We start from the raw sequence: 21,028 nt of genomic DNA on the forward strand, positions 1-21,028 counted from the left end.
GGCTGCTTTTGGTGTGCGGTCAGCTGCGCTGGGCGATATAGGCGCGCCACCCGCCGAGGCTGGTGATGTCCTCGGCATTGGTCAGTGCGCGCGGCTCGGCGACGAAGCCCTTCACGCTGCTGCCGTCGGCCAGCGTCACCGTGCCGATGGCGAGCGGAGCGGGCACTTCGACGACGAAGCTGCCGAATTCGGCTACGCCCAGCTCATAGACTTCGAGCGCAATCGCCCCGCCATCTTCGCTATGGACCAAAGCGGGCTTGGGCGGCACGCTGTCCGCCATCGCATAGAGCCGATACGTCGGCGCGGTCTCGAAAGCGCCGACGAATTTCGCGTCGCGGGAGGTGAGCTGCCAGTGAAGCGGCATGTCCTTCAGATGAGCGCCGACGACGGCGAGTTTCACGGTCTGCATTCTGCCCTCCAGATCGAGTGGTGGTGGTGACGGAAGATTGGCGGCGGCGAGATACGCATCCGCCGCATCCAGCAGCGCGACATCGCTGTCCGCCGGACCGATCAGCGTGATGCCGAAGCCGGTGGCGTTGGCGCGCGTCCCGGCGGGCACGGCGACCGCAGCCATGTCCAGCAGGTTCACGAAATTGGTGTAGAAGCCGAGAGCGCTGTTGAGTGTGACCGGCGCCGCCAGGAGCTCGGCGACGCGGTAGGTCGTGCCGGTGGTCGGGAACGCCAGCAGGTCGATATCCGCCCAGAGGGTGTCGGCATGGCGCTTGAGCTCGGCCAGGCGATAGATGCCGTTGAACAGTTCGACAGCGCTTATTGTCTCACCCGGTTCGACAACGGTGCGGACAGTCGCGTCGACGGCGTCTGGGTTTTCGGACAGGATACCCGCCATCGCGGCGGTCCGCTCAGCCACCCAGGGGCCGCTATACAAGAGCTGCGCGGTCTCCTTCAGCGGTTCCAGATCGATCTCGACGACGTCCGCGAGTCCCGCGAGCGTCTCGAGCGTGCGGTCGTAGAGATATTCGGATTCGGCATCGCCAAACCAGACACGCTGGTCGCGGCGCGGGACACCGATGGTCTTGCGACCGAGCGGCCGGTCCGCCAGCACCTTCGAATAGGGATCGGCCGGATCGAACGATGCGATCACCTGGTCGACGAGACGTGCATCCCCCGTATCTTCAGTGAAGACAGTAATGCAGTCGAGCGTGCGGCATGCCGGCACCAGACCGCGCGTGCTCCAGCGCCCCTTGCTCGGCTTGAAGCCGATCAGGTGCTGGAAGGCAGCGGGAACACGGCCCGAGCCCGCAGTGTCGGTCCCAAGCGCGAAAGGCACCAGCCCTGCCGCCACCGCAACCGACGAGCCTGAGCTCGATCCGCCGCTGACATAAGCGAGATTATAGGCGTTGCGGGGACTGCCATAGGGGCTGCGGGTGCCGTTCAGTCCCGTGGCGAACTGGTCGAGATTGGTCTTGCCGACGCAAAGCGCTCCCGCCGCCAACAATCGCTCCACGACCGCCGCGGAGGCATCGGGGCGATAGGCGAAGGCCGGGCACGCCGCTGTGGTCTCGAACCCAGCGACGTCGATATTGTCCTTCACCGCGAAGGGGACGCCGGCCAGCGGCAGGTCTTCTCCGGCGGCCACCCGCGCATCGGCGGCGCGGGCCGCGGCGAGGAGCTCTTCGCGTGTCGCCCGACTGATCCAGATCTGCGGTTGGACGGCATCATAGGCGGCGATCCGCGCCACCGTCTCCTCGGCTACCGCGACCGCGCTCGTCCGTCCCGCGTTGACGGCGGCGGCGATTGCGGCTGCATTGCGACGCTCCGTCACGAGCCTGCGCGCCTCGTGAGCGCGACCATCGGCGCGCCGGGCTGGAGCGACTGGGTCTCCCGGACGTAAAGCGCCGCAACCGTCCCCGCGGTCGGACTGCTGACGGCACATTCCATCTTCATGGCTTCGAGAACGGCGATCGTATCGCCGGCTTTCACATCATCTCCGACCGCGACGAGCAGCTTCCAGACGCTGCCGCCGAAGGGCGCCTCGACCAGATCAGCGCCATCGGGGATTTCGATGAGGCCCGCCTGCGGCGCCTCGACCTCAGCCAGATCAGTGATCCGATCGAACTCGCCACGCCGCTGCCAGTCGCTGCGCTCGGCTTCGAACGCGACCTGCCGCTGTGCCTCGAAGGTAGCGATCGGCTCCGCATTCTGCGCGAGAAAGGCGCGGTAGTCGGCGAGACGGAATTCCGAGTCCTCGATGCGGATCGAGCGCCGGCCGGTTGGAAAATCGCGGCGCCAGTCAGTGAGGTCTTCCGCGCTCACCGGATAGAAGCGGATCTGGTCGAAGAACCGCAGCAGCCACGGCTTTCCTTCGATAAAGGCATCGGTCTGGCGATGCGTGTTCCAGACCTGGATGGTCCGGCCGAAGAGCTGATAGCCGCCCGGACCTTCCATGCCGTAGATGCACATATAGGCGCCGCCGATGCCCACGACGTTGGGGGGCGTCCAGGTGCGTGCGGGGTTATATTTGGTCGTGACGAGCCGGTGTCGTGGATCGACCGGGGTCGCTACAGGCGCGCCAAGATAGACGTCGCCCAGGCCGAGGACGAGATAGTTCGCCTCGAAGATCAAATTCTCCACCGCGGCGACATCAGGCAGGCCATTGATCCGCCGGATGAATTCGATGTTGTCCGGGCACCAGGGCGCGTCGGCGCGGACGGCGCCCATATATTTCTCGATCGTCTCGATGGTCGCCGGATCGCGCCAACTGAGCGGCAGATGGACGATGCGGGAGGGGATGGTGAAGTCCTCGAGATCCCCCAGCCGCTCCTCAGCGGCGATCAGTGCGGCCAGCGCCTCGCGCTGGTTCAGCACCGCACCATCGAAGTGAACCTGCAGCGAGCGGATACCCGGGACGATATCGATGATGCCGGGCAGCGCGAGCCGCTCCAACTCCGTCATCAGGGCGTGCACCCGGATGCGTAGCTCGATGTCCAGCACGATCGGGCCATATTCGACGAGAATGTTCCGGTCGCCCTGCTGGCGATAAACAGTTCGAGGAGAGCGCGGCCGTTCGGCGATCTCGGCAAGGATCGGGGAGAGCGTATCCAATGGCCGGGCCGGCCCCGTACCGGGCACCGCACCCGTTTCGATCAGCTTGCGCTGCAAGGTGTCCGCCATGGTCGCGTCGGCGATGTTGACGGGCTCGAAGCGAACCTTGTCGCCGGGGACCAACTGTCCGATCTTCCAGCGATCGGCGGCGATGATCACGAAGGGGCAGACGAAGCCGCCGAGGGATGGACCATCCGGACCGAGGATGATCGGCATGTCGCCGGTGAAATCGACCGCGCCGATGGCATAGGCATTATCGTGGATGTTGGAGGGGTGCAGACCCGCCTCCCCGCCGTCCGCACGGGCCCATCGCGGCTTCGGTCCGACGAGCCGGACGCCGGTGCGATTGCTGTTGTAATGGACCTGCCACTCGGCGGTCACGATCACGTCGATATCTTCGTCCGTGAAGAAGTCGGGCGCGCCGTGCGGGCCATAGAGTACTCTTATGGTCCAGTCGGTCGACAGCTCGGGTAATTGCACCGAAGGAAGCGGCTCGCCCGTGGCCTCGCCAGCAAGATGCAGCGTGTCCCCAGCGAGCAGCCGGCGCGCGGCATGGCCGCCGAACTGGCCGAGCTCGAACGTGCTGCGGCTGCCGAGATACGGCGCGATGTCGAACCCGCCAGCGACGAGCAGATAGCCCCGCATGCCGCCACCTGAGGCACGGCCAAGCGCGAGCGTCTGGCCAGTGTCCACAGTGATTGCCTCGCCGCGCAGTACCGGAACGCCGTCGAGCGTCGCGCCGAAATCTGCGCCCGTCAGGCAGATGCGCGCGGGCGCTGTGAAGAACAGGGTCGGCCCGGTGAAGGTGATCTCCAGGCCCGCCGCCCCTTCCGGGTTTCCGAGCAGCCGGTTGCCGAGACGGAAGGACTGGTCGTCCATCGGCCCGGACGGGGGAACCCCGACCGCCCAGAGCCTTTGCCGACCCGGCCAGTCCTGCACAGTAGTCGCCGTTCCGCCGCTGACTACCCGGATGCTGCGGGGCGTGTAGGCGATGTCGTCCAGGACGCGGGTCGAAACCTCACCGCTGACGAAGGCCGGCGACCGCACCACCTCCCGGAGCCATCGCAGATTGGTCTCCATCCCGTCGACGCGGCTATGTTCGACAGCCGCCTGCATGGCCAGAACCGCTTCCGCTCGGCTCGGCGCGTGCACGATCAGCTTGGCCAGCATCGGGTCATACCAGGCGCTGACTGTGCTGCCCGCCATGCACCAGGTCTCGACCCGGATATCAGCGGGGAATTCGACGGCGGTCAGTGTGCCTGATGTGGGGCGATAGTCGAGCGCCGGATCCTCAGCGTAGAGGCGGACCTGGATGGAGTGACCCTGTGGCCTCGGTGGCGTGGCATCGAGAAAGGCGAAATCCTCAGCGCCGCCGCGGATCATCCATTCGACGAGATCGATGCCCATCACTTCCTCGGTGACGCCGTGCTCGACCTGGAGCCGGGTGTTCATCTCCAGGAAGAAGAACTGCTCTCGCCCGGCGTCGTACAGGAACTCGACCGTGCCCGCCGACCGGTATTGCGCCGCCTCGCCAAGCCGGACAGCGGCTGCGATGAGGTCATGGCGCACGCTATCGGGCAATAGCGGGGCGGGCGCTTCCTCGACCACTTTCTGGTTGCGGCGCTGAAGCGAGCAATCGCGTTCGCCGAGCGGCATGATGCGGCCCTTGCCGTCGCCGAAGATCTGCACCTCGATATGCCGGGCCCGCCTGACATAGCGTTCGAGGAAGACGCCGGCGTCGCCGAAATTGCCCAGTCCCTGGCGCGCCACGGCGGCAAATCCTTCGCGGACCGCCTCCTCGTCCTCGCAGATGCGCATGCCGATGCCGCCACCGCCGGCGGTCGCCTTCAAGATCACCGGGAAGCCGATGTCCCGCGCGGCCAGCACAGCTTCGGCTTCGTCCGTGAGCAGATCCGTGCCGGGCGCGAGCGGAACGTCATGGGCGGCGGCGAGCGCGCGGGCGCTGTGCTTCAGGCCAAAGGTGCGGATATTGTCCGGCGTGGGGCCGATGAACACGATGCCGGCGGCAGCGCAGGCCTCGGCGAAATCCACATTCTCCGCGAGAAAGCCGTAACCTGGATGGATGGCGCCTGCGCCCGTCTTCCGCGCCGCATCCAGGATCGCGGCGATGTTGAGATAGCTCTCCGATGCGCGCGCGCCGCCGATGCAGACGGCCTCGTCAGCCTGGGACACGTGAAGCGAACCTTCGTCCGCTTCGGAATATACCGCGACCGAGCGCAGGCCCATGCGTCGCAGCGTGCGGATGATGCGGGTAGCGATTGCACCGCGGTTGGCGATCAGAACGGTGTTGAAAGTCATGCGGTCACGATCATCCGGACGGGCGTCGGGTTGAAGCCGTTGCAGGGGTTGTTGATCTGCGGGCAGTTGGAGACGACGACGACGACGTCCATCTCGGCGCGCAAGTCCACGGTCAGCCCGGGCGCGGATATCCCGTCGACGATCCCGAGCGAGCCATCTTCCTCGACCGGCACGTTCATGAAGAAGTTGATGTTGGAGACGATGTCGCGCTTGCCTCTCCCTTCGGAGAGGTTCGCCTCGAGGAAGTTCTCCACACAGGCATGCTCGGCCTTGGTGTGATGGCCGTAGCGCAGCGTGTTGGATTCACACGAGCAGGCGCCGCCGATCGTGTCGTGATAGTCGACTGAGGTGGCGGCGATGGTCATCATCGGCCTGCCTTCGTTCGAGCGCAGCACCGTGCCCTCGCGGAGGAACAGATTGCCCTGAGCCGCGACTGTGTCCTGAGCGCTGTAGCGCTCCGCATCGTCGGCGGCGGCGTAGAGGAGAAAGTCGACGGCCTGATTGCCCTCCAGGTCGACGATACGCAGGGTCTGGCCAGCCGCGACATGGTGCAGCCAGGGCGCGCGCGCGGGCACGACGATGTCGTGGGCGACGGTGCCGGAAAGGCCGGACAGATGGGGATCAACGCTCATTCGGGCATGGTCCTTGATTAACGGCGGAAATAATCTTCGACATTCTCGAAGGCGCGCAGGCCCTCGGGTGTCGCGTTGCGGATGGGGTCGTCGGTGGGCGTGACGGGGCCGCGCCAGGCGGTCGCGCGGAGCGGCGTCACCATCCATTCGTCGCGCGGATCGAGAACATGCGGGCAGTTCGCGATGACGACGATCACGTCCATTTCCGCGCGCAGGGTCACGGTCCGGCCCGGCGGAAACGGCCCGATCTGCGGCACGATCGCCCCATCGGCTTCGATCCTGGCGCCCTTGAACAGAGTCACGCAGGGGTGGACGTCGCGGCGCTGAAGCCCATGTTTGGCCACGCCGAGCAGGAACCGGTCGCGCCCGCTCGGGCAAGGCCCGCTATTGCTGCCGTCGCCATATTTCGCTGCGTTGGTTGCGGCATTCGAGGTCCCGCAAAAGCTGTCATGGGTGCCGGCATCGTCCTGCAGAATGCTCATGAGGACGCGGCCCATGTCCGACAGCAGCAGCTTGCCCTGGCCGAGATACGCGTTCCATTGCACCTTCACTGTGTCCGCGACGTTGAGCCGTTCGGTGGGCATCTCAGCGTTGAAGAGAAGCAGCGAGGCGCAGGCGTCACCCTTGAGATCGATCAGCCGTAGGCGAGCGCCGCGCGTCAGGCGCCGGGTGGCATAGCCGCCCGCCGCGATCGTCTCTTCCCACAGCAGGTCGTCCGCGGGCACGCCGGCCGGCAGGTCATCCGCGACGGGCGGCAGCACCGGCATCGCTTCCACCAATGTGCCTGCCATGCCGCGCGCATGGTCGCGCGCAGCCAGTGGATTCGCCAGGGTATCGGTCATGCGGCGACTCCCGCAGCTTTGGCGGTCTCGCCTTCCTGCTCATGCAGGGGCGGCAGGAGGGCCGTGGTCGCAACGAGTTCGAGTTGCTGCACGCCGCGGACGCGCCTGAGCGCATCGCACAATTCCTTCAGCCTCACGGCCGGGCCTTGCACCAGCAGAACCTCGAGCGACTGGTCATCCTCCAGGAACACGTGCTGGGAGGAGATGACCTCCTTGAGGTAACGGGCCTGTGTCTGCGCGAGCTGATGGCGCACGCGGCCGCGATCGCCGCGATAGACCATCGTGATGGTACCGGCGAGCATGTCGTCGGGCCGGGTGAACGCTTCGTGCTGGGCAAGCGCCTGGCGGATCAGTTCCGCCATGAGCTGGGAGCGCGACGGCAGGCCGCGCTCTTCCACCATCATGTCCAGCTGGCGAAACAGATCGCCGGGAAGGCTCATACTCAGCCTGGCCAGGCCAGCGGGTTCGGTACTCATGTCCAGTCCTCAACCAATTGGAATAATTTCATTTTCGATAACAGCGCGTTCGCCGCCGATGCGATCAGTCTTGTTCCGGAGCGGAAGGTCGTAGACGGCTGTCGCGCCAAAGCGGTGGGGCGCGTGCGGGTCGTGACGGCGCTTGTCGAGGGCGATCACCCGGGTTCCGAGGGCAAAGGCCTCGTGGATGTCGTGCGTCACCATGATGATCGTGAGCGAATAGTCGCGCCAAAGCCGCGTGATGAGCCCGTGCATGTCCGCGCGGATACCGGGATCCAGCGCGCCGAACGGCTCGTCGAGCAGCAGAATGCGCGGGCGCTTGACCAGTGCCTGGGCGATCGCCAGCCGCTGTTGCATGCCGCCCGACATCTGCGCGGGATAGAGATGGAGGCTGTCGCTCAGACCGACTGCGTTCAGCATCTCGGTCGCTTCGTCCATCGCCGCCCGCCTCGCCGCCCCGAACAGCCGCGCCGAAAACGGTGCCTTCGCGCATTCGAGCCCGAAAACCGTGTTGCGCAGCACCGACAGGTGCGGAAACACCGAGTAGCGCTGGAAGACGACGCCCCGATCCGGGCCGCACTCGGGCGTGAGCGGCGTCCCATCGAGGAAGATGGTTCCCCGGGTCGGCACTTCCTGGCCGAGAATGATGCGCAAAAGGCTGCTCTTGCCGGCACCGGAAGGCCCGATGATCGAGAGGAAGGAGCCCGCCTCGACGTCGAGGTCGACCCGCTCCAGGACGATCTTGTCGCCATATTCGACCCAGATGTTGCGGAGGCTCAGCAGCGAGCTCAATGGCTCGCTCCATGCGCCCAGGGGAACAGGCGCTCGCTCAGAAAGACGAGTGCCGCGTCCACCACAATCGCCAGCACGGCGATCCACGCGACATAGGGGATGATGACATCCATCGCGAGATAGCGGCGAACGAGGAAGATCCGGTAGCCCAGGCCGACATCGGACGCGATCGCCTCCGCGGAGATGAGGAACACCCATGCCGGGCCGAGCGACAGACGCATCGCGTGGAGAAGACGCGGCATGGCCTGCGGCAGCGCGACGCGGATCATGATCTGCCAGCTGCTTGCGCCCAGTGTCTGCGCCTTGACGATCTGCTCCCGCGGCAAGGCGCTGACATGGGCAATGATGTCGCGCACCATGACGGGCGCTATGCCGATGACGATCAGGGCGATCTTCGCGGTTTCGCCGAGTCCCAAAGCGATAAAGAGGATCGGCAGGAGCGCGATCGGCGGAATGACCGCGATTGCCGTCACCAGCGGCCCCAAAGTAGCGCGTACCGGTGGCAGGACGCCCAGCACCAGCCCCAGGACGAGCGCCGTCAGGGTAGCGATCCCGAGCCCGATACCCAACCGCTGCAGGCTCGCCAGCGTATCGGCCCAGAACAGCAACTGGCCGGAAAGCTGGTCCGGCTGGAAAAGCAGCGCGGACATGGCCTGTGCCATGCCGCTGGGCAATGGCAGGATCTTGTCCGCCGGGTTCTCGGCGTGGCGCTGCGCCGCCATGACGATATACAGCAGCAGCAGAAGCAGGATCGGCAGCGCGCCCAGAAGGATACGCTGGCTCCGGCTAACGTGACGATTCACCCAGCGCATGTCGTCACATCACCTTTGATAGGGCCGAACATGGAGCGTAAAACCGGCGACGCGATCAGAGCTTGCCGTCGGCCGCCAGCTTCATGAAGCTTTCGTCGAAGCGCAGCGTCACGTGATTTGGATCGCCAAGCGTCTTCCCGCCCGGGAATGCCATGCCAACCGCGCCGGCGGACGAGGCGCCCTTGAACAGCCCCTTGGAAAAGCTGAAATCGCGCACCTGCGTCATGGTTTTTATCAGCGACGGCGCCGATGTCGCCGCCACGGCGGCCTTGGGATCGGAATAGAGATAGGTCGTCGCGAGCTGGCTGTCGAACGCCTCGGGCGTCGAGCCGGCCAGCTTGGCCATGGCCGCACGGGCTTCCGCGCCCTTGGCGTCCTTGCGATTCATCAGAGCCGTCGTCTCGTACCAGATCCCGGCGAGCGCCTTGCCGAGGTTCGGATTGGCTTTGAGCGTGGCGGTGTCGACGACCATCAGGTCGAGAATTTCACCAGGAATATCGGCCGAGCTGAAGACCTGCTTCGTGCCCGGTTGGGCTTTCATCACTGAAAGCTGCGGGTTCCAGGCGACAGCCGCTTTGACATCCGGGCTGCCAAAGGCGCCGACGATGTCGGCATCGGACGTGTTCACCGTTTTGACGTCGGTGGACTTCATGCCGGCCGTCTCAAGCCCGCGCGCCAGCAGATAATGGGAGACCGACAGCTCGACCAGATAGACCTGCTTGCCCTTGATCGCGCTGAGCTGGTCAGCGCCCTTGAGAAGAATGCCGTCATTGCCGTTGGAATAGTCCCCGACGATGATGGCACTGGTGTCCTTGCCGCCCGCGGCCGGGATCGTAAGCGCATCCATGTTGGCGACAGTGACGCCGTCGAACTTGCCGGCGGTGTACTGGTTCACGGATTCCACATAATCGTTCACCTGAACGATGTGGATCTTGATCCCGTATTTATCCTCCCATTTCTTCACGATGCCGGCCTGCTGGGCATAAGGCCAGGGCATCCAGCCGGCGTAGATCGACCACCCGATATTGAACTCGTGCCGCGGCGCGGGCTTGTCGCCCGGTGCCTGGGAACACGACGTGACCAGAAGCGCTCCGGCCATCAGCGCCATTGCGCTCGCCCTGCCAAACCGCTTGATCATGATTCGATCCCCTTTCGCATTGCAGCATCTCTGCAATCAATCGCTTTGTCCATCGAAAATATTACTGATCATAAGCTAGGTAATAAATCTGTGCGCGATGCTGGCTTTGGCGACGTTAGCTCCCCTGCCGATCGATCCCGGAGGCGGCGCGAGATGCCTGATACCGCCGGCTCACCTGAGCGACCCCCGATTCGCGCATAACCACAATTGCGGCGACTCGACTTGTACCGATTCGGGGCTCGGATGGCGGCGCGGTGATTGGAAGCGTGTGTCGTGCTCGGTAACGCGGCGCGGCAACCAGCGCGTGCCTTTTGATAAAAGGCGATTTTGTGCGGTGCAGCACACTTTCTCTTCATACTGAGCAACTGCAAAATTATTACGCTTGACGTATTCTGTAATATCCATACCTTTTGATGACCGCTTCGTGACGCGGCGCAAAAGAAGGGGTTCGACAACGCCGGTCATCGCTGGCTGGGAATTGGGGGGTTCGGTGGATCGGAAGCTGGTCTGCAACGCTAATTTCTCGGGCAATCCGCTGCCCGCCATCGCCGTTCGCCGGCTTGGTTTGGTCGGTCATGCGACCGTCCCGCCATACCCGACCTTTCTTCGGGCTCGGCTCAGCTTCGGCAAGCCCGCCGCGCGCAGCGGCAGGTACCACAGGGTTTTTAAGACGGAATGCACTGAATAGGCGCCGGCTCAGTCAGAGCGCCAATAAGGGGGGATGTCACTTTTCGACGGGCTAATAGCAAGGGGTCGAAGTGACTATGAGATTGATTCGCAACACATTGCTTTGCGCAACCATGCTGATGGGCGTCGGAACCACATCGGCATTCGCGCAGGAAAAGCCCGCTGACGGCGGCGCTCAGGGCGATTCCAACGACATCGTCGTGACCGGCAGCCGCCGCCAGACGACGCTGCAGAACGCGCCGATCAACATCAGCGCGGTCGGCCAGGAACAGCTCGCCAGAGAGCGGATCGACGACGTGCGCGATGTCGCCGATTTTACGCCCGGCATGACCATTGCGGACACAGGTCCGGGCTCGACCGGAACCATCGTGTTGCGCGGCCTGAATGCGTCGGACTCAAGCACCACCGGCAATTCGTATGACAGCGCACTCGGCGTCTATCTCGGCGAAGTTCCGCTCTATTATGATTTCAAGCTGCTCGATATCGAGCGGGTAGAAACCCTGCTCGGGCCGCAGGGCACTCTGTACGGCCTCGGTACGCTGGCCGGCGCCATCCGCAACATCCCCAATCGCCCCAACACCGACAAGATCGAGGGCGAGGTGCATGGCCGCTTCTATGGTGAAAGCCATAGCAGCCGGCCTGGCTATCAAGCGGACGCCGTCATCAATATCCCGATCCTGAAGGACCATATCGCGTTCCGCTCGGCTACGGGCTATTATTACGATCCTGGCTTCATCGACTATCCGTTGCTGCTTCAGACGCCGGGTGTGTCGCTGCCGCAGCCAAGCGGACCGGTCAGCGTGTCGCCCGCCGGCTATGCCGCGAACCTGACCAAGCGCAAGGATCTCAATTTCGAGAGGACCTTCACCACGCGCAACCAGTTGCTCTTCCAGCTCAACGAAGACCTGAAGGTCAACTTCACCTACGTGTTCCAGCAGACCAAGACCGAGGGCGGCCAGTATAACAGCGCCGGCGTGCTCGGGACCGGCCGCTACGAAAGCGCTGGCCGCTACGCAGAGCCAGTGAAGCGTCGCGCGCACCTCGGCAGCATGGAGATCAATGCCAATATCGCCGACATCGTCGATGTCGTGGCGACCACCGCCTATACCGACGTCAAGAACGACACCCAGACCGATAATACCGATCTGCTGCTCGACCTCGACTATGGTTATGAGTCATTTCCGGCCTTTTCGAGCTGGAATGAGTCCGACGATCGCCGCAAGCAGTTCAACCAGGAAGTCCGCCTGGTTTCGCGTCATGGCGGTCCGTTCAAGTGGGTGCTTGGCGGTTTCTACAATTCGCAGAAGCGGCTCCGCGAATATACCGAGCATGTGCCCAACCATCCCTGGGTGGCATTCGGAACCCAGCCCAATCCTGGCGAAGTCGAATATAATTCCTTCAACAAGTCGAAAGTGACCGAGAAAGCCATCTTCGGCGAAGGCACGTTCACCGTGGTACCGCAATGGCAGGTGACCGCTGGCGCGCGTTATTTCGGCTATACGTCTGACGTCTCCGGCCGCGCGGTGCTCCCGCTGCTCGGCGACCCGGTCAGTCCCTATGACCTCGCGCCCGCGGGCGGAACGTCGAAGAAAAGCGGCTGGGTGTGGAAGTTCAACACATCGTACAAATTCACGCCAGACATCATGGTCTATGCGACATACAGCAAGGGCTATCGCATCGGCGGCCCGAACACCGTCGCGCCATGCGTGCTGCCACTGAATCCCAACCAGCAGAATGTTTGCGCGCTGCCGAACGAAATCCAATTTGGTCCGGACACCACCAAAAACGCCGAGATCGGAATCCGCACCCAGTTTTTCGATCGCAAGCTGACGTTCAACTTCAACGTCTACCAGATCAAGTGGGCAGGCATTCAGGTCGATTCCGCCACTGTGAACGGTATTGTCGGCATCACCGTCAATGGTGGCAAGGCAAAGTCGGAGGGCTTCGAGGCATCGTTCCAGGCAAGGCCTGTCCGGGGCCTGTCGATACAGGGCACCTATTCCTACACGAACGCCCGACTGACCGAGAACGTACCCGGTATCATCGCGGTCAACAGCCCGGCGGCGACCTATCCGAGCTCGCCGATCCAGCTGGACGCGCTTGCCGGCGATCGCCTTCCCGGTTCATCCAAGAACAGCGGAAGCCTGGGTGTGAGCTACTCCATTCCGTTCATGGCCGGGAATCTCATCGGCGACTGGACCGCGACCTATCGCGGAGACGTCGTGACCCGCCTTGGCTGGGATCGTGCCTATGGCGACAAGCTTCCCAGCTATGTGCTGCACCGCGCATCACTGTTCTACGAAACCGACAAGTACAGCCTCGGCCTCTTCGCGAGCAACATCTTCGACAAATACGCTGTGGCCTCTGTGTCCAATGATCGATCGCGCATCGGCATCAACGATGGCGTGGTGCTGCGATACTATAAGCAGACGGTCATCAGCCCGCGCACCTTCGGTATCGAAGCCCGGTTCAAATATTGATGAAAACGGACGGGGCGCTGTTCCGCAAGACAGCGCCCCGAACCGACAGGAGGGAAGACGCGTTGGCACTCGACACCGCAATCAACCGATCGCTCAGGATCGCCGGAATCGTTCTGGGGGGCCTGCTCGTCTGCGGCGCTCCGCTCGCCGGAGCCGCGGGCGCTCCCCTCCCCGGGTTATTCAAGGAACGCTGGATTGACGGTACCCTGGCGCAGGAGCCGGCTGCTCAGGTCCAGTCGCTCGACCGTGACACGTTCGTCATCCGGCAGTCGGTCAAGACGAACTTCGAGGCACCATTCCTCTATCTGATCTTCGGGCACGACAAGGTGCTGTTGGTCGATACCGGCGCCAAGGACGGGCAGATCAGGCCGGTAGTCGACCGTCTCATCACGGAATGGCTGGCTGCGCACCATCGCACCAGCATCCAGCTCGTGGTTGCGCACAGTCATAGCCATGGCGATCACATCGCCGGCGACGCTGCGTTCCGCGATCGTCCCGATACCATCGTCGTCGGGCTCAAGCCGGCCGACGTGGCGGGGTTCTTCGGCATTCGGAAATGGCCGGAGCAGAGCGCCAGGTTCGATCTCGGCGGCCGCATTCTCGATATCCTGCCGACGCCGGGGCATCAGGCGGCCGCGATCATGGTCTATGATGCCAGGCTGAAGATCCTGCTCTCCGGCGACACGCTTTATCCCGGTCGCCTGTACGTACCGGTCAATTTCATGCCCGACGACCGCGCCAGCATCGATCGTCTGGCAGCCTTCGCCACCACTCATCCCATCCGTGCGGCGCTCGGCGCCCATATCGAGATGACGCGCACGCCGGGACGCGATTATCCGCACGAAGCGCCGACGCATCCCGACGAGCATCCCCTCGAATTGCCCGCCGCGAGCATCGGCGAACTGCAGACCGGCCTGAAGGCGAAGCTCGACGTTCCGGACCAGCCCCAGGTCCATGATCACTTCATTATCTACCCGGTGGCGCCGCGGGCGGAGTGACGTAACAGGCGCGCGGAAGCAGATGCGCCTTTCATATATGGCCGATGCCGGCGCGCCCGTGTTGCTCGCGTAGATCGGCTAGAGCGTCGAGCATGAATCTGGATCACCAGATTTGCGCAGGCTGTTTCGAGCCACGGGGCTTGCGTCCAGCAATGAGATTTCCCGCTGTTCCTCGCTGTTATCGGCAATTTTTATTTTTCACCGCTGTTACGTCGGATTTCTGGCCGATTTCATCGCACATTATCAATAGCTTGCGCGCGATCCCGCTGTTATTGAATAACAGCGGAATAACAGCGGAATAACAGCGGAATAACAGCTGGGAACAGCGGCTATAACAGGGGCGAGCAGCAGGGCTGCCGTGGCAGCGCCGCCGGGCTGGCCGATACAAAAACGGTCATGTCAAAGAGCAGCGCGGAACCGAGACAGCATCCCGCCCGCTCATGCCCTCGCACACTCTCAGCCACAATTGAATCGACCCAGCGCATTCCGGTCGCCGGAGCAGGTTTTGCGCAGCCCGCTCCGAATTTCTCGGTGGGGTCGCGGGCTTGTTTGCGAATAGCCGGATTCCATCGGTTCGCAGGACGCTATGGGCGTGAGGCGGCTCGAACGGGCTACGAGCTCAGCAAGCTCTTTCTAAACAGCGCCTTGACCAACCTCGCCTCGAGCACGCGGCCAATGAGGTAGAGAGCCGCAAACATCCCTGCAAAGACATAGGCGGCCGTGGGTGAAGGCTTTTTCTTGTCTTTCTCCTCGGACCCGCCAGCACCGTCCTTTTTAGGCTTTTCAGGCGCGGGTGCGCCCAGGGCCTTGTCTATCGGGCTTTGCGGTAGCGCCACGTCTTTCTTTTCGGACTTCTTCGCATCCGGAGCCTTGCCGGACTTTGCCGCGGCTTCGGCTGACGCCTTTTCGAGCTTTCCGATGCCGACGGTAAGCTGACCAAAGGCCAGAAACAGCAATGGCGCCAGAAAGCAGAACAGCAATGTCCGGCTGGTCAGATGATAGCGCAGCACAGGCCCAGCTGAGCCATTTTCGATCTGCAACACGCCTGCATTAAAGATCGACATCTTGTCTTGAGCCGCCGGATCCTTCTTGCGGAACGTCAGCGTGTCTTGTGTCCGGTCATGGCTGGTACCGGCTTGGCCGAACAAGGGAGCCAGCTTGGCAAAAGCGTCGCTCGATTGTTGGGGAGCGAGTGCCAGGCTGCCCCTGATATGCCAGATCCAGTCGATGAACCGCAGGGTCACATGATCTCCTTTTGAGATGGAATCGATGCCCGAGCGGCTCGATGCCGGGGCGGCAAGGCTCAAGCCGGGCCACTCGAGGCGGCATCGGCCGGGGCATGACGAACGGGTGAAGGCAGGCTGTGCGAGCGAAGCCGTTCCATCACTCGGCAGGGACCGCCACCGGCTGGTCAGATCGTTCCTTGCCGAAGCGCTCCCTCAGCGTCTTCCAGCCCTCGGTGAAGGGATAGGTCATCTGCTCGGGGATCGACATGCGGCGCCCGCCTTCCATACCCAGCAATTCCGCCTCGCCGTCGATGCAGGTGCCGAACATGCGATCGATAAAGATAAAGCTGCTGGAATAATTGCAGCGGGTGGCTTCATAGTCCTGCGAATGGTGCAGGCTGTGATGCTCGGTCGTGTTGAACAGGAAGCGCCACCAGCGCGGCGAATTGAAGCGGACATTGATGTGCTGATAGGTCCCGATCGCCAGGCCGAATGCGCCGGCGAGCAGCGCGGCCCTGGGCAGGAAGTCAAAGAACCCGTCGAGACCAAGGCCAATCAGGAAAAGCTCGACAGGGTTGCCGATCGCGCCTTTGTTGATGTTCAGCTGCGTGATGTAGTGATGCACCGAATGGGGCAGCCATAACGGGTACCAGTTATGCATCCCGCGATGCATCCAATATTGCCCGAAATCCACGATGAGCACGATCAGAAGGGCCTGGAGCAGCACCGGCAGGCCGATGAACCACGCCAGCTTGTCCCAGTTGAAACTGTGCTGGACGGCCTCGATCACGGCGTCGGTGCCGATATACCTGTCGACCATGCGGATCAGCGTATAGGTGAGCCCGACATAGAAAAGGTCGGTGACCGCCTCCTTCCAGGTCAGGCGCCAGCTCTCGTAGCGCGGGTTGACCCATTCGAGGACCAGCAGCAGCACCTTGAAGCCGATGCCAATGCCGACAGCCGTCGATGCCTTGGCAATGGAATTGGGCGCATAATACCAGAATGCGATCAGCGCGAAGAGCGCTACGGGCTGGAACCAGGTGAAGAATACCTGCTTCACCGGGCCGCCTTCCACCCGGGGTATGTTCTCCCACCCCACCGTCACCGGTGACTGGGTGCCGATCAGCCTTTTACCTACCCACACTCCGTCCATATGCCTACCCTCGTAATGCTTGCCCGGTCTCCTGCGGTTGTCCGGCACGTCAAGGGACGAGGAGGATGTCCGCAGCCCGTTGGACGCACTGTCTGTTCAGCATCGTAAACGGGGCCCCATCACACCAGACGCCATTTCGATATATATGGCATAGATTCTGTCTATGCCCTTGGTACCGGCGGCTACACGTGGACCAGATACGCGGCACTCTTCGCGCTTTGCGTCGCGGTCTGCCCTACTGCTCGGTTCGTCCGCGTGCATCACCAGAGGTCTCGCCCGGCGCGGGGCGGAGGTCCTGTTGTGGATTTCCCGCGGCAAGGCGCAGGGAATGTGAGAGAAAGGCCGAGTGACCGAGATCCAAAATGTGGATTTCGGCCACTCGGCGGCGCGATCAGACCAGCTGGTTGCGCCGGATCAGTTCGCGGTACCAATGGGCGCTGAGCTTGGGCGTGCGCTTCTGCGTGGCGAAATCGACGTGATGGAGGCCGAAGCGCTTGCCATAGCCGTCAGCCCATTCAAAATTGTCCATCAGGCTCCACAGGAAATAGCCGCTCACCGGAAAGCCTTCGCGGACCGCGCGCTGCAGATGGGTGATATAGTTGCGCAGGTACATGATCCGGTCGGAGTCATCGACCCGTCCATCCACCATTGGATCGTCAGCCGAGCAGCCATTCTCGGAAATGTAGATCGCCTTGGGGCCCCATAGCTCGCTGACGCAGCGCACCGCCCAATAGAGGACTTCCGGGCCGACATAGAGCCATGGCGAGGCCATGCGCGGCGAGGAAGCGAGGTGCGGAAGCGCGACATAGCCCGGCGGCGAGCTGTCGGCGCGAACATAGACCGGCGAGTAGACGTTGAGCGCGACGAAATCGAGCGGGCTGCCGATCGCCTTCATGTCGCCGGCCTGGACCTTGGGCGCGTTGGCGCCCTCGCCCGTCAGATAGCTGTCGATGTAGCGGCCTTCCATGATCGCGGTCAGGAACATCGCATTGGCGTCGCGCGTGGCCCGCTTGGCGGCCTCGATATGCTCGGGCGTCTCGATCACGGGCACGAAGAAGGTTGCGTTGTCGGCGATGCCCACCTGGGTCCCAGGCTTCGCATGGGCACGGATCGCCTGGACGCCAAGGCCATGCGCCAGCACGCCGTGATGCCGGACCTGGTTGGCCTCTGCCGGCGGCAATTTGAGCCCCGGTGCGTGGATGCCCTGCAAATGGCTGAGATCCGTGAAGCAGCGCAGTTCGTTGACCGTCATGAAATTGTGCACGCGGTCGGACAGCTTCGATGCGGCATAGCCGGCATAGTCAGCGAACGCATAGGCCGTGTCGCGCGACTGCCAGCCGCCCGGGAGCGCCTGTGGCAGGTCCCAGTGGAACATCGTGATATAGGGCGTGATGCCGTTCTCGAGCAGATTGTCGACCACCCGGCTATAGTGATCGATGCCCTTCTGGTTCGGCTTGCCCTTGCCCTCCGGAAAGATGCGCGACCAGGCGAGCGACATGCGATAGGTGCGCACGCCGAGCGCCTTGAGGAGCTGGGTGTCCTCGGCAAAGCGATGGTAGCTGTCGCAGGCGACGTCCCCGGTATCGCCATTGGCGACCCGGCCGGGCGTGTGGGAAAACACGTCCCAGTTGGTTGGTCCGCGGCCATCTTCATTGGCCGCGCCCTCGATCTGATAGGATGCGGTGGCGCAGCCCCACAGAAACTCCTTGGGAAAGGCGAGGCCGCCGGCGGCGGCGCCGCCGGCAGCTCGCGGCTGTGCCGCAAGCGCAGCGCCGCCTCCGCCGACCATTGCGCCGATTGTCGCCGCCCCAAGTCCCAAGCCGATTCCGCGGCGTGTCAATTCGGTCACTTTAGGATTCTCCCGATTTCACTCAATTACGGATGCTCGCTCATCACCTGGACCAGCTTCGCCGGATCCTGGCCGGTCGGCAGCGCTGAGCGGCTGGTGAGCTTCCCGGCACGGTCGTCCCACACCAGTTCAGCCTTGGTGCCCACGCCCTTGCGATAGGCGTTGGTCGTGCCATCATCGTCATAGAGGGTGAAGCGCCCGTCGCGGCCCGGATAGACGCGGATGCTTTCCAGCGGCTGCTTCTCGGCGGTGCTCTTTACCGGCGCGCCCATCGGCAGGATCGAGCCGGCACGGACGAACAGCGGGATGCGGTCGATCGGCGCGGCGGCCTCGACCGTCTGGCCGCCGGTATAACGGTGGTTGGTCCAGTAATCATACCAGTCCGCACCCGCCGGGAGATAGACCGGGCGGCTGGTCTGCCCCTGCGTGGTCACCGGCGCGACCAGGAAGGCCGGCCCAAACATATATTGATCGCCGATAGTGGTGACCTTGGGATCGTCCGGGAAATCCATGAACAGCGCGCGCATGAACGGTGCGCCGGTCTCGGAGGTCTGATGTGCCTGCGAGTAGAGATAGGGGATCAGCGCGTAGCGCAGCTTGAGGTAGCTCGCGAGGAGCGGCTCGGCCGCCTTGCCATATTCCCAGATCGCCGTCGCAGGGCGGTTGCCGTGAATGCGGAGCGTCGGCGTGAAGGTGTTGTACTGGAACCAGCGCACGAACAGCTCGGGATAGTCGGTATAGTCCTGCCCCATCGCGGTCGCGCCGGCGGGATCGACCAGCACGGGCCGCGTGGCCTTGGGTCCATGCGGCCACTGCCAGCCGCCGGTGTCGCTGCTCCAATACGCCATGCCGCTCGCGGTGAAATCGAGCCCCGTCGGCACCTGCCGCGTGAGCGCTTCCCAGCTCGCCTGGACGTCGGACGACCAGAACAAACAGCCATTGCGCTGCGTGCCCAGATAGGCGGCGCGGCACAGGATCATGTTACGCAGGTTCGGCCGGTCGCGCGCCGATCCGTCGGCCACGCTGCCCGTATGCAACAGCGGAAAAACGTTGTGGTACCGGTCGCCCGATCCGATCGCGTAGAAAGAGCCATCGGGCACGAGGTCCGGCTCAGTCTCATCCAGCCAGAACCAGTCGAAGCCCTGGCTCGCGATATTGTCGCGGACCTTGCCCCAGAACCATTCGCGCGCCTCGGGGATGGTGGGGTCGAGCAGCGCACCGGCGCGATCCGAGCGTACGGGTAAGCCATCGACCACAGCGCCATTCGCGTCGTGCAGCAGCCAGCCCTTTGCACCGAGCATGTTGTAGTAGCGCGATTCACGCTCGAACCGGGGCCATACGCTGACGATCGAGCGCATTCCCATGCCCTTGAGCTGGTCGTTCATGCCCTTGGGGTCGGGGAAATAGGTGTGATCGATGTCGAGCTGCCCCATCCGGGTCCAGTAGAACCAGTCGAGCACCATCACGTCGAGCGGATAGCCCCGCGACCGATATCCCTGGGCGACCGAGAGCAGTTCCTTCTGGCTCTCATACCGCGCCTTGCTCTGGATCAGCCCGAAAGCGGCCTTGGGCGGCAGCGGCGTCTGGCCGGTGAGCTTGGCATAGCCTGCATAAAGCTCGTCAGTCGTCTTGCCCGTGATCACGAAGAAGGAGACACGCTCGCCCGTCTGCGACTGGAATTTGGTGGAATCGTACAGGCCCGGCGACACGGTCGTTGCGGCGGGATTGTCCCAGACAATGCCATAGCCCTTGTTGGTCACCAGGAACGGCACGCAAACGGTCTCGCCCGCCGGTGCATCGTAAAAATGCTGGCAGTCGATCGTCCGGCCCCTGAGGTCGAGAATGCCCTCCTGATTCTGGCCGAGCCCGTAATAATGGGTATCGGGCGTGTCGGAGAAACTCGCGCCGACGCGGAACGTCTTCTCGCTGTTCACGGTCTGCGGCGACATCTCCCAGCCGGTCATCCGGGTGATCTCATGACCATCGGCGCTTCCGATCGTGATCGAGACCGGTGGCAGCGACGGCGCGAAATAGCGTTCCATCTGGCTGGGCGCGTTCGGCCAGGGCTGGGCAGCGACCTTCACATTGAGCGTGGACGACAGGAACGTGTCGCCCGATGCATCCGACCGGTGCGTCCAGCCGCTCGAATCCGGCTTGGCGCTGACGCCGTAACCGGCACCCTTGTCGATCTCCTTGGGATCGAGCGAGATCGTCACATGGACGATATTAGGCGCATAGGGCTCGATCGACACCAGGCTGCCGTGGCGTTCGACAGTGTCGGCCGCATGAGCAACCGCCGGAAGCACCGCGGTCAGCGCGGCGCCGAGGAGAAGAAGGCGTCGTGGAGTCATGGATAATCCTTTAAAACTGAAGCGCCGCAGACGTGCAGCGGCGCCAAAAACTGCATCATTGCCGGGCATGCGGGCGCGATAGATCAAATCCGGGCAGGTCACTCATTTGCGACTTCATAACCCGCAGTCGAGATTTGACAACGATGTCATTTCAGACGGAGAAAATGCCCGTTCGTGTGACGTATCTGTCGAGGACTGGGGTGTGGTGCC

At 63.4% G+C, this 21,028-nt stretch carries 15 protein-coding genes; 2 read left to right on the forward strand and 13 right to left on the reverse strand.

Features of this window, described 5'->3' with window-relative positions:
• Positions 1 to 19: 19 nt before the first annotated feature.
• The 9 genes from atzF to AC1DVS_RS18835 form a co-directional block, all read right to left on the reverse strand.
• A complete protein-coding gene (gene atzF, locus AC1DVS_RS18795) occupies positions 20 to 1,783 on the reverse strand; it encodes an allophanate hydrolase (RefSeq protein ID WP_478025450.1) in 1,764 nt (587 codons plus the stop codon).
• Entirely contained in the window at positions 1,780 to 5,382 is a 3,603-nt protein-coding gene (uca, locus tag AC1DVS_RS18800) for an urea carboxylase (RefSeq protein WP_478025451.1), read from the reverse strand. The genes atzF and uca overlap by 4 nt, the downstream gene beginning before the upstream one ends.
• Complete coding sequence (locus AC1DVS_RS18805) at positions 5,379 to 6,014, reverse strand: urea amidolyase associated protein UAAP2 (protein ID WP_478025452.1); 636 nt, start codon at positions 6,012 to 6,014, stop codon at positions 5,379 to 5,381. Before AC1DVS_RS18805 ends, uca begins: the two co-directional genes overlap by 4 nt.
• A 17-nt stretch (positions 6,015 to 6,031) precedes the next feature.
• On the reverse strand, positions 6,032 to 6,856 hold the full coding sequence (locus tag AC1DVS_RS18810; RefSeq protein ID WP_478025453.1) for an urea amidolyase associated protein UAAP1: 825 nt from the start codon (positions 6,854 to 6,856) through the stop codon (positions 6,032 to 6,034).
• Positions 6,853 to 7,332 (reverse strand): CopG family ribbon-helix-helix protein, encoded by a 480-nt coding sequence (locus AC1DVS_RS18815; RefSeq protein WP_478025454.1) that lies wholly within the window; start codon positions 7,330 to 7,332, stop codon positions 6,853 to 6,855. The genes AC1DVS_RS18810 and AC1DVS_RS18815 overlap by 4 nt, the downstream gene beginning before the upstream one ends.
• A gap of 9 nt (positions 7,333 to 7,341) precedes the next feature.
• Positions 7,342 to 8,124 (reverse strand): ABC transporter ATP-binding protein, encoded by a 783-nt coding sequence (locus tag AC1DVS_RS18820; RefSeq protein WP_478025455.1) that lies wholly within the window; start codon positions 8,122 to 8,124, stop codon positions 7,342 to 7,344.
• Entirely contained in the window at positions 8,121 to 8,936 is an 816-nt protein-coding gene (locus AC1DVS_RS18825) for an ABC transporter permease (protein ID WP_478025456.1), read from the reverse strand. Before AC1DVS_RS18825 ends, AC1DVS_RS18820 begins: the two co-directional genes overlap by 4 nt.
• 55 nt (positions 8,937 to 8,991) lie before the next feature.
• Complete coding sequence (locus tag AC1DVS_RS18830; RefSeq protein WP_478025457.1) at positions 8,992 to 10,074, reverse strand: putative urea ABC transporter substrate-binding protein; 1,083 nt, start codon at positions 10,072 to 10,074, stop codon at positions 8,992 to 8,994.
• Positions 10,075 to 10,245: 171 nt separating this feature from the next.
• Positions 10,246 to 10,539 (reverse strand): hypothetical protein, encoded by a 294-nt coding sequence (locus AC1DVS_RS18835; RefSeq protein WP_478025458.1) that lies wholly within the window; start codon positions 10,537 to 10,539, stop codon positions 10,246 to 10,248.
• 299 nt (positions 10,540 to 10,838) lie between these two features.
• Here AC1DVS_RS18835 and AC1DVS_RS18840 point away from each other — a divergent pair, with 299 nt between their 5' ends.
• Both AC1DVS_RS18840 and AC1DVS_RS18845 read left to right on the forward strand, forming a co-directional pair.
• Positions 10,839 to 13,241 carry a TonB-dependent receptor gene (locus tag AC1DVS_RS18840; protein ID WP_478025706.1) on the forward strand — a complete coding sequence of 801 codons (2,403 nt, stop codon included), beginning with the start codon at positions 10,839 to 10,841 and terminating at the stop codon, positions 13,239 to 13,241.
• Between the two features lie 113 nt (positions 13,242 to 13,354).
• A complete protein-coding gene (locus tag AC1DVS_RS18845; RefSeq protein WP_478025708.1) occupies positions 13,355 to 14,239 on the forward strand; it encodes an MBL fold metallo-hydrolase in 885 nt (294 codons plus the stop codon).
• A 611-nt stretch (positions 14,240 to 14,850) separates the two neighbouring features.
• Here AC1DVS_RS18845 and AC1DVS_RS18850 read toward each other — a convergent pair.
• The 4 genes from AC1DVS_RS18850 to AC1DVS_RS18865 all read right to left on the reverse strand — a co-directional run bounded on the left by AC1DVS_RS18850 (position 14,851) and on the right by AC1DVS_RS18865 (position 20,818).
• Positions 14,851 to 15,483 (reverse strand): hypothetical protein, encoded by a 633-nt coding sequence (locus tag AC1DVS_RS18850; RefSeq protein ID WP_478025710.1) that lies wholly within the window; start codon positions 15,481 to 15,483, stop codon positions 14,851 to 14,853.
• Positions 15,484 to 15,622: 139 nt separating this feature from the next.
• Entirely contained in the window at positions 15,623 to 16,618 is a 996-nt protein-coding gene (locus AC1DVS_RS18855; RefSeq protein WP_478025459.1) for a sterol desaturase family protein, read from the reverse strand.
• A gap of 391 nt (positions 16,619 to 17,009) precedes the next feature.
• Positions 17,010 to 18,467 carry a GH1 family beta-glucosidase gene (locus AC1DVS_RS18860; RefSeq protein ID WP_478025460.1) on the reverse strand — a complete coding sequence of 486 codons (1,458 nt, stop codon included), beginning with the start codon at positions 18,465 to 18,467 and terminating at the stop codon, positions 17,010 to 17,012.
• A gap of 26 nt (positions 18,468 to 18,493) precedes the next feature.
• The gene (locus AC1DVS_RS18865) at positions 18,494 to 20,818 is read right to left on the reverse strand and encodes a glycoside hydrolase family 31 protein (protein ID WP_478025461.1); all 2,325 of its coding nucleotides are present in this window, start codon (positions 20,816 to 20,818) and stop codon (positions 18,494 to 18,496) included.
• Positions 20,819 to 21,028: the final 210 nt, after the last annotated feature.

Source organism: Sphingomonas sp. P3_C5 (assembly GCF_056402635.1).